Annotated in this window: 14 protein-coding genes and 1 tRNA gene; 12 read left to right on the top strand and 3 right to left on the bottom strand. The window is 48.3% G+C overall.

The features are described 5' to 3' along the window. The first annotated feature begins 163 nt into the window (after positions 1-163). From M1D61_RS21260 to M1D61_RS21240, 5 genes are all read left to right on the top strand, one after another. Entirely contained in the window at positions 164-1,114 is a 951-nt protein-coding gene (locus M1D61_RS21260) for an ROK family glucokinase (RefSeq protein ID WP_458120519.1), read from the top strand. 86 nt (positions 1,115-1,200) lie between these two features. Continuing rightward, on the top strand, positions 1,201-2,094 hold the full coding sequence (gene rapZ, locus M1D61_RS21255; RefSeq protein WP_458120518.1) for an RNase adapter RapZ: 894 nt from the start codon (positions 1,201-1,203) through the stop codon (positions 2,092-2,094). 12 nt (positions 2,095-2,106) lie between these two features. Further along, a complete protein-coding gene (locus M1D61_RS21250) occupies positions 2,107-3,099 on the top strand; it encodes a gluconeogenesis factor YvcK family protein (protein WP_458120517.1) in 993 nt (330 codons plus the stop codon). Positions 3,100-3,104: 5 nt separating this feature from the next. Beyond that, on the top strand, positions 3,105-4,043 hold the full coding sequence (gene whiA, locus M1D61_RS21245) for a DNA-binding protein WhiA (RefSeq protein WP_046216269.1): 939 nt from the start codon (positions 3,105-3,107) through the stop codon (positions 4,041-4,043). A 151-nt stretch (positions 4,044-4,194) separates the two neighbouring features. Then, positions 4,195-4,464, top strand: a complete 270-nt coding sequence (locus M1D61_RS21240; protein WP_017814879.1) for an HPr family phosphocarrier protein — start codon at positions 4,195-4,197, stop codon at positions 4,462-4,464. 113 nt (positions 4,465-4,577) lie between these two features. On the opposite strand, the gene M1D61_RS21235 is transcribed toward M1D61_RS21240, so the two are convergent. Further along, a complete protein-coding gene (locus M1D61_RS21235; RefSeq protein ID WP_458120516.1) occupies positions 4,578-5,045 on the bottom strand; it encodes a stalk domain-containing protein in 468 nt (155 codons plus the stop codon). A gap of 313 nt (positions 5,046-5,358) precedes the next feature. Between M1D61_RS21235 and M1D61_RS21230 the strand changes: the two genes are divergently transcribed. After that, complete coding sequence (locus tag M1D61_RS21230) at positions 5,359-6,117, top strand: SIMPL domain-containing protein (RefSeq protein WP_458120515.1); 759 nt, start codon at positions 5,359-5,361, stop codon at positions 6,115-6,117. A 295-nt stretch (positions 6,118-6,412) separates the two neighbouring features. Next, positions 6,413-7,582, top strand: a complete 1,170-nt coding sequence (locus M1D61_RS21225) for a PdaC/SigV domain-containing protein (RefSeq protein ID WP_458120514.1) — start codon at positions 6,413-6,415, stop codon at positions 7,580-7,582. A gap of 196 nt (positions 7,583-7,778) precedes the next feature. Here M1D61_RS21225 and clpP read toward each other — a convergent pair whose 3' ends face one another. Both clpP and M1D61_RS21215 read right to left on the bottom strand, forming a co-directional pair. Further along, the gene (gene clpP / locus M1D61_RS21220) at positions 7,779-8,375 is read right to left on the bottom strand and encodes an ATP-dependent Clp endopeptidase proteolytic subunit ClpP (protein WP_046216265.1); all 597 of its coding nucleotides are present in this window, start codon (positions 8,373-8,375) and stop codon (positions 7,779-7,781) included. Between the two features lie 372 nt (positions 8,376-8,747). Continuing rightward, positions 8,748-8,822: transfer RNA gene (locus M1D61_RS21215), tRNA-Arg, on the bottom strand. 246 nt (positions 8,823-9,068) lie between these two features. Here M1D61_RS21215 and M1D61_RS21210 point away from each other — a divergent pair. From M1D61_RS21210 to gpmI, 5 genes are all read left to right on the top strand, one after another. Further along, positions 9,069-10,097: a sugar-binding transcriptional regulator gene (locus M1D61_RS21210; RefSeq protein ID WP_458120513.1), complete on the top strand. Its 1,029-nt coding sequence runs from the start codon at positions 9,069-9,071 to the stop codon at positions 10,095-10,097. 170 nt (positions 10,098-10,267) lie between these two features. Beyond that, positions 10,268-11,272, top strand: coding sequence for a type I glyceraldehyde-3-phosphate dehydrogenase (gene gap / locus M1D61_RS21205; RefSeq protein ID WP_046216263.1), 1,005 nt, complete (start codon positions 10,268-10,270; stop codon positions 11,270-11,272). A gap of 267 nt (positions 11,273-11,539) precedes the next feature. Further along, entirely contained in the window at positions 11,540-12,721 is a 1,182-nt protein-coding gene (locus M1D61_RS21200; protein ID WP_458120512.1) for a phosphoglycerate kinase, read from the top strand. Positions 12,722-12,792: 71 nt separating this feature from the next. Beyond that, on the top strand, positions 12,793-13,545 hold the full coding sequence (tpiA, locus tag M1D61_RS21195; protein ID WP_046216261.1) for a triose-phosphate isomerase: 753 nt from the start codon (positions 12,793-12,795) through the stop codon (positions 13,543-13,545). After that, positions 13,546-15,087, top strand: a complete 1,542-nt coding sequence (gpmI, locus tag M1D61_RS21190) for a 2,3-bisphosphoglycerate-independent phosphoglycerate mutase (protein ID WP_458120511.1) — start codon at positions 13,546-13,548, stop codon at positions 15,085-15,087. Positions 15,088-15,117: the final 30 nt, after the last annotated feature.

The raw sequence follows: 15,117 nt of genomic DNA, 5'->3' as shown, positions 1-15,117 counted from the left end.
TTGCAGCAGTGGAAGTGATACAATGGGAGTGGAGTGTAATGGTTCTGCTCAGTCATGTACACCGGTCTGAATGAATTCACTACAATGGATGCGGATAAGACGATGCAGAGAAAGTGCGTATCGATATATATTAAATTTCGAGTAGAAAAGGTGGATCGGTCATATGTCTGAGAAAATTTATGTCGGCGTCGATCTTGGCGGTACTGCAATCAAGGTTGGTATTTGCAATCAGGAAGGTGAACTGCTTCATACGTATGAAGGCCCTACCGAGAAGGAAAAGGGTACGGATGCGGTTATTGGAAATATCGAGAAATATGTACGGCATATTGTAGAGCAGTCGCCATATACCTGGGACCAGCTGGTTGGAGTAGGAGCAGGTGTAGCCGGTTTCACGGATCTGCGTGCCGGTGTGATCCTGCTGGCGCCGAATATTGGTTTCCGCAATGTACCGATCCGCGCCATCTTGGAAGAACGTATCGGCAAGACCATCGTAATCGATAATGACGCCAATGTGGCTGCACTGGGCGAAGCCTGGAGCGGTGCCGGCAAAGGTGTAACCGATTGCGTCTGCTACACACTCGGTACGGGTGTGGGCGGCGGCATTATTATCAACGGCAAAATCTATCAGGGATTCTCCGGACTCGCCGGTGAAATTGGACATATCTCCGTTGTGCCTGATCTGGAAGCGATCCAGTGCGGCTGCGGCAAGATGGGCTGCCTGGAGACCGTATCTTCCGCCACCGGAATTATCCGTATGGCTGTGGAAGCGGTCGAACGCGGCGACGTAACCAGTCTGTCGACGATCGGAGACAAGATCACGGCCAAAGACATTTTTGACGCGGCCAAAGCCGGAGACGAAGTGAGCATCCGGATCGTGAACCGGGCAGCCTTTTATCTGGGCAAATCGATGGCATCCGTGGCAACTACGTTGAACCCGGAGCGCTTTATTGTTGGCGGTGGTGTCTCCAAAGCCGGAGACATTCTATTCAGCAAGATCCGTGAAGTGTTCGCAGAATGTACGCCTTCGCCGCTGCAGCAGGGCGTAGAGATTATTCCTGCCAAGCTGGGCAATGATGCCGGTATCGTGGGTGCGGCAGGTCTGCTGCTGCGCTGAGCCGTATCATAAGCACATATATGCCTCTAATCTTCAGCAGTGTAACCGGATTGGATAATACTATCTAACAGGGAGGGGACTTATGCATGAGCAATACTGAAAATTCATCGACATCCACCATGGTTATCATTACAGGGATGTCCGGTGCAGGCAAGACCATTGCAGTACAGAGCCTGGAGGATCTCGGCTTTTTCTGTGTGGATAATCTGCCGCCCGTTCTAATTCCCAAATTTGCCGAACTGATTGAGCAGTCGAACGGTAAAATCGGCAAAGTGGCACTCGTGATCGACCTGCGCGGTCGTGAATTTTTCCCTGCCCTTTCAGAGTCCCTGAGCTATATGAAAAATCATTATACGATCCATACTGAAATTCTGTTCCTGGATGCCAGCGATGCCGTACTCGTTCAGCGCTACAAGGAAAGCCGGCGACGGCATCCGCTGGCACCGGACGGCATGCCGCTCGATGGAATCCGGCTGGAACGCAAAATGCTGGATGAGCTGAAGACATCGGCTACGCAGGTGATCGATACAAGCAACAGCAAGCCGGCAAAGCTCAAGGAAAAGATCATTTCCCGTTTCTCGCATCTGGAGAGCAACCGGTTATCTGTCAATGTCACCTCGTTCGGGTTTAAATATGGAATTCCGATTGATGCAGACCTGATTTTTGATGTACGTTTCCTGCCGAACCCGCACTATGTGGATCATCTGAGACCGCATACCGGTCAGGACAGTGATGTGTATGAATACGTGATGAAATGGCCGGAAACGCAAGCTTTTCTGACCAAGCTGCTGGATATGCTGCATTTTCTCATTCCCCACTATCGTAATGAAGGCAAGAGCCAGGTCATTATCGGCATCGGTTGTACCGGCGGCAAGCACCGTTCGGTAGCCATCTCCGAATACCTGGGTCGTATGCTGGGGGCTAGTGAGACAGAAACCGTTCGTGTCAGTCATCGTGATGCTGATCGTGATCGGCATTAAGGAGTGGAAGATATGTCAATTTCACAACCGGGCCTGCCGGTGCTTCGCCCCCGTATCGTTGTTATGGGCGGCGGCACCGGTCTGTCCGTTATGCTCAGGGGCCTTAAGGAAAAACCTCTGGATATCACTGCCATTGTCACGGTAGCGGATGATGGGGGGAGTTCCGGAATTCTGAGGGATGAGCTGAAAATGCCGCCGCCCGGAGATATCCGCAACGTGCTGACAGCACTGGCGGATGTGGAGCCGCTCATGTCGGAGATGCTCAAATACCGGTTTCAAAAAGGTGAAGGCCTGGCCGGTCACAGTCTGGGCAACCTGATTCTCGCGGCGATGACAGACATCTCCGGTGACTTTGTTACGGCAGTGCGGGAGCTGAGCCGTGTATTCGCAGTGAGAGGTGCTGTTCTGCCCGCAGCCGAGCAGGCAGTAATCCTGCATGCGGAGATGGAAGATGGCACGATCGTCACCGGTGAATCCAAGATCCCCGAAGCGGGTAAACGAATCAAACGTATTTTTCTTGAACCGGACCACGTGGAGCCGTTGCCAGAGGCTGTACGTGCGATTCAAGAGGCAGATGCCATTCTGATCGGTCCGGGCAGTCTCTATACCAGCCTGCTGCCGAATCTGCTCGTGCCGAAGCTGGTCGATGCGATTCTGACTTCACGGGCGCCGCGTCTGTTTGTCTGCAATGTAATGACCCAGCCGGGGGAGACCGATAATTATACGGTCAGTGACCATCTTGAAGCGATCTATGAGCATGTGGGCCACCGGTTGTTCGATTATGTGCTCGTGAATAACGAACCGATTCCGCTCAAAGTGCAAAAGCGCTACGCGGAAAAAGGCGCCAAGCCGGTCAAGCTGGATGCAGAAAAGGTAGAGAGCCTGGGCTACAAAATTATTGCGGACAAACTGGTGATGTACGGCACTTATCTGCGTCATGATGCGGATCAGCTGAGTCATCACATTTATGAACAGGTGAAGAAACATATTTTAGCGAAAGGGTGAGTCCATTGTCATTTGCGGCGCAAACGAAAAAGGAACTAACGATGGTTGAAGCCGACGACTGCTGTGAATTGGCGGAGCTGGCGGCGCTGATCCGGATGAACGGATCGGTACAGGTATCCAATAAAAAGGTGATCCTGGATATTTCCACCGAAAATGCCGCAATCGCAAGACGGATTTATTCCCTGATTAAAAAGCATTTTGCTGTGCATACGGAGCTGCTTGTACGCAAAAAGATGCGGCTTAAAAAGAATAACGTATATATCGTTCGTATCCCTGCCGGGGTTCAGGCGATTCTGAGCAAGCTGACAATCGTTTCGGAAGGTTTTATGTTTACTCCGGGCATCAACAAGGATATGGTCAGTAAAAATTGCTGTAAACGGGCTTATCTACGTGGCGCTTTTATGGCTGGAGGGTCGGTTAACAATCCGGAAGGATCATCGTATCATCTGGAGATTGCTTCGATGTATGAGGAGCAGTGCCAGGCCCTGGTTGATCTGGCGAATGAATTCGAGCTGAATGCGCGCTGTATCGAGCGTAAAAAAGGCTTTATTTTATATATCAAAGAGGGCGAGAAAATTATCGAGTTCCTCAGCATTATCGGTGCACACCAGGCGCTGTTCAAGTTTGAGGACGTTCGGATTATGCGGGATATGCGCAACTCCGTGAACCGGATCGTCAACTGCGAGACCGCCAATCTCAACAAAACGATCGGTGCCGCTGTGCGTCAGATCGATAATATCCGTCTGATCCAGCGCCATCTGGGATTGGAACAGCTGCCGGACAAGCTGCGTGAAGTCGCAGAGATTCGTCTGGCTCACCCGGATATGAACCTCAAGGAAGTTGGCGAAATGCTCAAGGGCGGCGTCAGCAAATCCGGGGTCAATCACAGGCTTCGCAAAATTGACGAGCTGGCTGACCGTGTACGTAATGAGCACCTGGTCTAAAATATTATACCGACCAGGTAAGCTTTATTTTTTTCTGCTAAAGCGCATGTTATAATAATGTAGTATGATGAATATAGTGTTCATAAAATGGGTTTCAGTGTAGTAAACTAATAAATTGTAATGAATATGTATTATAGGGGGTAATAATCACATGATAAAACACCCGGTAGTGGTTCGTCTGAAAACGGGATTGCACGCACGACCTGCAGCATTGTTTGTACAGGAAGCGAATAAATACTCCGCGGAAATTTTCGTGGAAAAAGACGATAAAAAAGTAAATGCAAAAAGCATTATGGGCATTATGAGTCTGGCCATCAGTTCGGGTACTGAAGTATACATCAGCGCAGAGGGTGCGGACGCAGAATCGGCTGTAAACGCTTTAGTAGGACTGGTTAGCAAAGAAGAACTGGAAAACCAATAAAAAACCCCCCATCCACAGATGAGAGGTCGGCCGTCACAGATTATTGTGACGGTTTTTTGGTATGTCCGGTTAAGCCAAGTCGGCAATCAGGATAGTGCAGCAGCCCGGGAGACCTATTCGAAAAAGGCTCCTTTTTTGGCAAAGTTCAGTTTGAGTTGTACCGCATTCCATGAACTTTGATAGCCGAATCCATCACGCAGTACCGTAAACGGAATATACATCCGTCCGTTGACTACCTTTGCGCTCGGTCCATTCCATCGATGATTGTTCAGCCGCATAGTAACGCCGGAAGCGGTCATAATCATATCCAACTGGTCATCATTCTGCAGCAGTGTATATGTTTTAACGGCGGGTTCGTACCGCAGGGTGACTCCAAGTGAATCACGCAGGAGTACCACCGGAATCATTGTATTGCCATTAATCAACAGTCCGTTCTCCGGAAGGCGTGTACCATTCCATTCAAGCTTTACCTGGCGCGGCGGTGCAGCAGCAGATGCAGTAACAGGTTGACTCAGGGCGCTCAGCACCAGAATACCTGCCAGCAGCATAATGGAATTCCGCAGAAACTTGTTTTTGAACATGGTGACTCTCCCCTCTTTCTAGTAATCCCTGTCTCCTGTAATCCCTATCATTATGCGGAATCTCGAGGATGGGATTATATGAGATTATAAGTAAAATAACATAACTTGTCACGATGAAGCTGTATAAATTTCAACTCCTTTGCCAGCTGGAATAGCAATATACATAAAGAAAACGCTCGCGAGCTGCCCGAAGACTCTCGCCGGGTCAATTGCTGGTCATTTTAGCCACCAAGCTCCTCTCTACTATTTACCCAATGCAACATTCGCTTCAAAACATCCGTTTACTAAGTATGAACAAGAAAGGGTGAATATTATGAAAAAAAATCACTACATGGCTTCCTTGCTGTTAGCCGGAGCCGTATTTACAAGTATAGGCATGGGAGTCAGCCTGCCGGGTACCTCTACCGCTTATGCGGCAGAGACAACCTCCATAACAACGATGGCAGGTACAATTAACGTCAGCGGTAACGGCAAGTTATCCGTCAAACCGGATGTCGCTTACCTCTCGATCGGTGTGCAGACGACAGCTGCTACAGCAGCCAAGGCACAGGCCGCCAATGCCCAGAAGATGAGCAAATTGAACAATTTGCTGAAAAACAAATGGTCCATAGCAGCCAAGGATATAGAGAGCGTTCAATTCTATGTACAGCCGAACTACAGTTATAACGAGAAAGATCAGCAAAAAGTTACAGGCTATACGGCATATCATACGCTGCAGGTAACCTACCGCAATATGGATAAGCTCGGCGCATTGCTGGATGAAGCTTCAGCAGCCGGTGCAAACAATGTAGGTTCGGTAAGCTTCGATGTGGAGAATCCCAAAACCTATGAAGACCAGGTGATTCAAAAAGCGATGGAAGATGCTGCAGCCAAAGCAGGATCAATCGCTAAAGCGGCAAATCGTACATTGGGAGATCTGGTATCCGTAAGTGAAGCGGGTGTTGAAGCTCCACCGGTATATATGGCCCAGAGTGGTGCAACGGAATCTGCGCGTTCTGACAAACAGACTAAGATTGAACCGGGGACAGTGGAATTGAATATTAGTCTTAACGTTCAATATGCTATGAAATAAGCTGTGGATGCGAAAGGGTAAAATCGTCAGTATTGTAACTATTATACGGACTAATCCTCCCATCGTTTCAGTATAACGGAAGTTTATTAAACCGGCGATATGCCGAAAATAGAAACTTTTCTGCCGGACACCTGCATTCTTCCGGCAGGGAAGTTTGTTTACACTTTTATTACTTTTGATTCACAGCGCATGACTATGTTGTAAATCCTTGTTAAGTTGTTTGTAAATTCAAATGACCCGGTTATCGGTATACTAAACTTTGTTGCAATCGACCTATTTGAAGGAGAGATTAATTATGGACAAGCACCAGAACATGAAAAACACAACCTATCTCAAAAAACTATCAGCGATCGTATTGGCGACGAGCCTTACGGCTGCAGGAACAGCAGCCACGCTGCCGTTCACACAATCATCTGCGTACGCAGCCAGCACTTCCTCATCAGCCAAGTCCGTCATTAATGTACAGGTAGAAGGCAAAGCCATCTCCGCCAAAGGTATGCTGAGCAAATCGGGCAGCACACTGCTCCCGCTCAAAGACATAGCAAAAACGGTAGGTGCAACGATTACCTATGATTCCAAAGCACATACAGCAACCATTACCAAAGGCAAAAACAAGGTCAGCTATGACCTGAACGATCAAAACGGCGTATTTGTACGCCTGAATGGCAGTGCAGTGGGTGACAGCTATGATGCCAGTGTGATCAAAGGAACCACCTATGTAGCGATCAAGGCTGTTACAGAGCCATTTGGCTATCGTGCCCTGTGGAACAATGCCACACGCACCGTCAATGTAACTGCAGCAGGCATGAATGATGTGGAAGTGACCGGAACCAAGCTGGTTTCTTCCATTCAGAATAAATATACCAATGTAAATATTGTCTACCCGGTAGTATCCGGAGTGGAGAACAAAGCGGCTCAGACAGCAATCAACAAAGCGCTCAAAGCTCACTATGATACATTCCTGACCACCATGGAAAAACAGGTCAAAGAAGCAGGTGCGCCGACTAACAAGGATATGATTTATGAGATTGATGGCGGGTACAAAGTCACTTACAACCGCAACGGCGTAATCAGCTTCCTGCTGACCGATTATCAATATCTTGGCGGAGCACATGGAGACAACATACTGACCAGCATGACCTTCTCGCTCAAAGACGGTAAAGCGATCAAACTGGATGATCTGCTCAAGTCCAACAAGAATTACAGTCAGGACATCAAAAAACTGATCCAGGCTCATATCAAGAAAAATGCGAATACCGAAGGACTTTCCCTGGAGCAGTTCAACGATCTGAGCAAAAGCTCCAGTAAATATCTGGACAACTACTATCTGACTGATAGCGGTGTCACGATCTTCTTCCAAAAGTATGATATCGCCCCAGGTGCAGCAGGTAATCCGGAAGTGGAATTCACATTTAGTCAGCTGCTGAAATCAGGCACTAACCCGTTGTCTGCCTACCAATCCTGATCGTCCATCAGACAGACCAGCTCTGACATGCAAATATAATTTAAAGAACCTGTTCCTCATCGCAAAAAAAGGAACAGGTTCTTTGTCATGTTGATAGATCTATTTGTCATACCTTAACTGGCAGAGCTTTACTTAAGAAAAAAAAGCCTCCGGACGGATATCCGGAGGCTTGCTGCTATGCTGGCGTTCAGTCGGCTTAGATTCCTTGTGGAGGTGTTTTTTCAATAACTTTGTCGATCAGCCCGTATTCCTGAGCGTCGGCTGCAGTCATGAAATAGTCACGGTCGGTATCTTTTTCGATACGTTCCAGCGGCTGGCCTGTACGTTCAGCCAGAATTTTGTTCAGCTTGTCGCGCATTTTGAGGATGCGACGTGCACGGATCTCGATATCCGTTGCCTGACCTTGAGCACCACCCAGCGGCTGGTGAATCATCACTTCGCTGTTTGGCAGTGCAAAACGTTTGCCTTTGGCACCGGCGTTCAGCAGGAATGCACCCATACTTGCAGCCATACCTACACAGATTGTAGATACATCGGCTTTGATAAATTGCATTGTATCGTAAATAGCCATGCCTGCAGTAATGGAACCGCCTGGGCTGTTAATGTAGAGGTGGATGTCTTTCTCCGGGTCTTCAGCTTCCAGGAACAGCATCTGTGCAATAATTGCGTTAGCTACCATATCATTGACTTCGGAACCGAGGAAAATGATGCGGTCTTTCAGCAGACGGGAGTAAATGTCATAAGCACGTTCACCACGGCTGCTCTGTTCAACGACCATTGGGATATAACTCACTAGAAACCCTCCTTAGATTACAATCATAATAAGTGTGATTATATAGTGGATCATTACTTCAAACAACATGATTAATTCATTTGTTCTTACCACATTATAGGATAGTTCAAACCAAAAGTCAAAATTGGTCAAACTATTAGCTGTAAAAATGCCTGAAATGCTAAAAAATGGGTTAATGATGAAGGGGGCTGTTAGCTGTCAATCCAGGACAATAAATGTCCCACTTGCACATCAAAACAATATGCAGATACAAAAATAACCAGCCTAGGCTGGTTATACGTTCTATTACTCGGAAAAATTATGTAATTAATCATACGATAATATATATAGATTACGATGGAACTCTGAGTGTCTGCTGCAAAGGAAGTTAAATGGCGCGCCCGCCAAGAATCGAACTTGGATCTCAGGCTTCGGAGGCCTACGTCATATCCATTGGACCACGGGCGCAGATAAGCAACAGCAAGAATTAGTATAGATGAAATAAACCTAAAAAGCAAGCAGCGCTTTCATAATATTTATTAAGCCGACCTTCCATAATTAGTTGTCATAAAGACTTGCTTCCAAAGCGAAAATTGGTTAATATAGACGTGGGACTTAAAAAGTTATGCCGGGACATTTTGAGTCCATTATACTTAGCCTGATTCATTAAAATTCCAATTACACTGAGCGAGACAAGTTGCAGGAGTGGAAAGCATGCGAAAATTACTTGAAATACAAGAGCAGCTTCTGCCCGATCTTACTGAGGTACTGAAAAAGAGATACACCATCCTACATCAGGTTATGTTGACGGGGTTGGTGGGGCGAAGATCGCTCGCTACTTCCCTCAATATGACAGAACGGGTACTGCGAGCTGAGACCGACCTGCTCAAAACTCTGGGATTACTCGAGATCGAGAGTACAGGGATGAGAATCAGTGAAGCAGGCAGAGAGCTGCTTGAGCAACTTGAACCGATTATGGAAGAGTTGCTCGGATTGTCCGTATTGGAAGATCGCATCCGTGATGTGTATGGACTAAGACAGGTTGTTATTGTACCTGGAGACAGTGACACATCAGCCAGTACCAAGCAGAACCTTGGCCGAGCTGGCGCCAAAGCCCTGCTCAGTGTGATTCGTGAAAATGATATTGTGGCTGTAACCGGCGGCTTTACGCTTGCCGAAGTGGCAGAGCAGCTTAGCCCCACCTTTCCGGCACCTCTAAAGGATGCCTGGTTCGTACCGGCAAGAGGCGGACTGGGCGAGAACATGGAGTACCAGGCTAACTCCATCGTTTCTACTATGGCTAAGCGTGTAGGCGCGCAGTACCGGCTGCTGCATGTGCCTGATCTGCTGCGCAGAGATGCTTACGAGCTGCTGTATCAGGATCAGAATGTCCGTGAGATTGTCGATTTTATCCGGCGGGCGAGAATCATCATCCATGGCATCGGTGATGCGATGGAAATGGTGCGGCGACGGAGACTCGATTCACAGACGGTAGAGGAGATCCGCAGCGCTGGAGCCGTGGCCGAATCATTTGGTCATTATTTCAATGAAGATGGTCAGACCGTGCATCATATGCTGACACTCGGACTTCAGCTGGAGGATATCGCCAACGCCGAGGTCGTCATTGGAATAGCAGGCGGACGCAGCAAAGCAAAATCTATCCATGCTGTACTTAAATTCGGCCAGGAAGATATTCTGGTCATTGACGAAGCCGCTGCCAGAGAGATCGTTAAGGAGCTATAGTGGTTTCCTGATACGAATCAGTGCTATGCTTGTGACTGTGTCATGACATGCACTGCCTTATCCGGCAGCAGGCAGACAAGCTTCATCTTATTATCGTTGTCTTGACAGGCTCGAGAGGGTCATGTCTTGATTGAATAAATCATAAACTTATCTCTAGGAGGAATTAACTCATGGTTAAAGTTGGTATTAACGGTTTTGGACGTATCGGACGTCTTGCTTTCCGTCGTATTCAAGATGTAGCAGGTATCGAAGTAGTAGCAATCAACGATTTGACTGACGCTAAAATGCTGGCGCATCTTTTGAAATATGACACTACTCAAGGTAAATTCAACGGAGACGTTGAAGTACATGATGGTTTCTTCAAAGTAAACGGCAAAGAAGTTAAAGTTCTGGCTAACCGCAACCCTGAAGAACTGCCTTGGGGCGAGCTTGGCGTAGACATCGTACTGGAGTGCACAGGCTTCTTCACTACCAAAGAAAAAGCTGAGCTTCACCTGAAAGCAGGCGCTAAGCGCGTTGTTATCTCCGCTCCGGCAACTGGCGACATGAAAACAATCGTTTACAACGTAAACCACGAAATCCTGGATGGTACTGAAACAGTTATCTCCGGCGCATCTTGCACAACAAACTGCCTGGCACCTATGGCAAAAACGCTGCAAGACAAATTCGGCGTTGTTGAAGGTCTGATGACTACAATCCACGCTTACACTGGCGACCAGAACACTCTGGATGCTCCACACTCCAAAGGTGACTTCCGTCGTGCTCGTGCAGCGGCTGAAAACATCATTCCTAACACTACCGGTGCTGCTAAAGCAATCGGTCTGGTTATCCCAGAACTGAAAGGTAAACTGGATGGCGGAGCACAACGTGTGCCTGTAGCTACTGGTTCCCTGACTGAGCTGGTAACAGTTCTGGAGAAATCCGTAACTGTTGAAGAAATCAACGCAGCTATGAAAGAAGCTTCCGATCCGGAAACTTATGGCTACACTGAAGATGAAATCGTATCTTCCGACATCAAAGGTATGACTTTCGGTTCCCTGTTCGATGCGACTCAAACTCGCGTTCTGACAGTTGGCGACAAGCAGCTGGTTAAAACTGTAGCTTGGTACGACAACGAAATGTCCTACACAGCTCAACTGGTTCGTACTTTGGAGTACTTTGCAAACAAAGCCTAATACGAAACAGCAGCTGGAATAAATATTAATTCCATAAAGCGGAAACAGATCTCATTTGTTTCCGCTTTTTCTAAGTCAACATCTGGTGGATTACGATGGATGTTGGCGATAAGCTGTTCCTGATTTTACTATTGATAGATTGCATAGGGCTGCAGCAGCTAACGAAGACGATCGGGATGATCCCGGGAAAATCATGTCAATCGGTTATTCCGACCGCTGTGCAGACCCCGGCAATCTGTTCAAAATACGGACATGGAGGAACGACGAATGAACAAAAAAAGTGTACGTGATGTAGAAGTAGCTGGCAAAGTGGTATTTGTACGTGTCGATTTCAACGTACCAATGGAAGATGGCAAAATTACGGATGACAAGCGTATCCGCGAGACACTGCCAACGATCAACTACCTGATCGAAAAAGGCGCTAAAATCCTGCTGGCGAGCCACCTTGGCCGTCCAAAAGGCGAAGTGGTTGAATCCATGCGTCTGACAGCTCCGGCTGAGCGTCTGTCCGAACTGCTGGGCAAACCGGTAGCCAAAGCTGACGAAGCAATCGGCGATGCGGTAAAAGCTAAAATCGCTGACATGAAGGAAGGCGACGTACTGGTACTTGAAAACGTACGTTTCTACCCAGGCGAAGAGAAAAACGATGCTGAACTGGCCAAATCATTTGCTGAACTGGCTGACCTGTTCGTAAATGATGCATTCGGCGCGGCTCACCGTGCTCATGCTTCCACAGAAGGTATCGCTCACCACCTGCCGGCTGTATCCGGTCTGCTGATGGAGAAAGAACTGGATGTACTGGGCAAAGCCCTGAACAATCCGGAGCGTCCTTTCACAGCGATTATCGGCGGTTCCAAAGTTAAAGACAAAATCGATGTGATCGACAACCTGCTGAACCTGGCAGACAACGTAATCATCGGTGGCGGTCTGTCCTATACTTTCATGAAAGCACAGGGCTATGAAGTTGGCCAATCTCTGCTGGATGAAAGCAAACTGGATGTAGCACTGGGCTTTATCGAAAAAGCGAAAAACCTGGGCAAAAACTTCTACCTGCCGGTAGATATCGTAATCTCCGATGATTTCAGCGCAGATGCAAACACGCAAATTGTTGAAATTGGTAACATTCCTGCAGACTGGGAAGGTATCGACATCGGACCGAAAACCCGTGAAATCTATGCAGATGTAATCAAAAACTCCAAGCTGGTTGTATGGAACGGACCAATGGGCGTATTCGAAATCGAACCATTCTCCCATGGTACACGTGCAGTCGCTGAAGCTTGTGCAACAACAGACGCTTACACTGTAATCGGTGGCGGTGACTCCGCAGCAGCAGCTGAGAAGTTCCACCTGGCTGATAAAATGAACCATATTTCCACAGGCGGCGGCGCTTCCCTGGAATTCATGGAAGGTAAAGAGCTTCCGGGCGTTGTGGCACTCAACGATAAATAAGTTTACAATAGAGGCAGTATGCAGGCTGCAATCAGGGCCCGCAAGTATGGAATAGAAGGAGTGATCCAGCAGTGAGAACACCAATCATTGCCGGCAACTGGAAAATGTTCAAAACCGTTCCGGAAGCCAAAGCATTCATCGAAGACATCAAAGGCAAAGCAGAGGTAGAAGGCGTAGAGAGCGTAATCTGCGCACCATTCACCAACCTGCCTGCACTGGTTGAAGCTGTAAAAGGCACTTCCATCAAAATCGGCGCACAAAACCTTCATTTCGAAGACAACGGCGCATACACTGGTGAAATCAGCGGCGTGATGCTGAAAGACCTGGGCGTGGACTATGTAATCATCGGTCACTCCGAGCGTCGCCAGTACTTTGCAGAGACTGACGAAATCGTCAACAAAAAAGTACAGGCAGCATTCCGTCATGGTCTGACTCCTATCGTGTGTGTGGGCGAGAAGCTCGAAGAACGCGAAGCGGATCAAACCAAAGACGTATGTAAAGTACAAACCGAAGGTGCTTTTGCCGGTCTGAGCGCAGACCAAGCTAAAGCAACCGTTATCGCTTACGAGCCAATCTGGGCGATCGGAACAGGCAAATCTTCCACTTCTGCTGATGCGAATGAAGTTATCTCTTACATCCGCGGCGTAGTGAAAGACCTGTACAACGAAGAAGTGGCAAACGCAGTTCGTATTCAATACGGCGGCAGCGTGAAGCCTGAGAACGTGAAGGAGTACATGGGACAAAGCGACATCGACGGTGCACTCGTCGGCGGTGCCAGTCTTCAGCCTGAGTCTTACATTCAGCTGGTTGAGGGGGCGAAGTAAATGTCAGCACCAAAACCGGTAGCTCTGATTATTATGGACGGATTCGGTCTGCGCGCAGAAATGGAGGGCAACGGTGTTGCCCAGGCGAAGAAACCGAATTACGACCGTTACATGACTGAATATCCTCACACTACCCTCACTGCTTGCGGTGAAGCGGTAGGTCTGCCGGAAGGGCAGATGGGGAACTCGGAAGTAGGTCACCTGAACATCGGTGCAGGCCGCATCGTATATCAGGATTTGACCCGCATCTCCAAGTCGATCCGTGACGGAGAGTTCTTCCAAAACGAAGTGCTGAAGGGCGCATTTGAGAATGCGAAATCCGGCGGTAAAAAACTTCATGTATTTACATTGCTGTCCGATGGTGGCGTACACAGTCATATTGACCATCTGTTCGCTACACTCGACATGGCAAAAGCAGAAAAATTTGAAGATGTACTGATCCATGTGTTCCTGGACGGACGTGATGTATCGCCGGACAGCGGTAAAAAGTACATGGAACAGCTGACTGAGAAAATCAGCAGCGTAGGCATCGGTAAAATTGCCAGCGTACAGGGACGTTACTATGCGATGGACCGTGACAAACGGTGGGAACGTGTAGAAAAAGCTTTCCGTGCGATTGCTTACGGTGAAGGTCCTCAGTTCAAAGATCCACTGACTGTAGTAACTTCTTCATATGCTCAGGAAGTATACGACGAGTTCGTAGAACCTTCCGTGATCGTCGATGCAGACGGACAACCGGTAGGAACTGTAGGCGATGGAGATTCCGTAATCTTCCTGAACTTCCGTCCTGACCGTGCGATCCAGCTGTCCCAGGCGTTCACACAGCCTGAATTCGCAGGCTTCGACCGTGGCAATTATCCGAAGAATCTGTATTATGTATGTCTCACCACATACAGCAGCACAGTTCACGGACATGTAGCTTACGGACCGAAGAGTCTCGATAACACACTGGGTGAAGTACTTGTACAAAATGGCAAGAAACAGCTGCGTATTGCCGAGACCGAGAAATACCCGCACGTTACTTTCTTCTTCAGCGGCGGACGTGATGTGGAACTGGAAGGCGAGACTCGCATTCTGATTAACTCTCCTAAAGTCGCCACTTATGACCTGCAGCCGGAGATGAGCGCGCGTGAAGTGGCAGATGCTTGTATCGCCGAGATCGAAGCGGAAAGACAGGATGCGATCATCCTGAACTTTGCCAACCCGGATATGGTTGGTCACTCCGGTAAGCTGGAGCCGACGATCAAAGCGGTCGAGACAACCGATGAATGTGTAGGCCGTGTCGTGGAAGCGATTCTGGCAAAAGGCGGCGTGGCGCTGATTACAGCTGACCATGGTAATGCCGAGACCGAAATTGATGAGAATGGACGTCCTCAGACTTCCCATACCACCAATCCGGTTCCATTTATCGTAACCGACAAAAATGTAATCCTGCGTGAAGGCGGAATCCTGGGCGATATCGCTCCAACGATCCTCGACCTGCTGCAAATTGCCAAGCCGGAAGAAATGACGGGTACTTCCATCATTTCCAGCCGCAAGTAAACCAGCTGCAGTGTGATGCAGCACCGTAAT

It is taken from the genome of Paenibacillus sp. Z6-24, from assembly GCF_054161335.1.
This window is presented reverse-complemented; position numbering and strand designations above follow the sequence as displayed.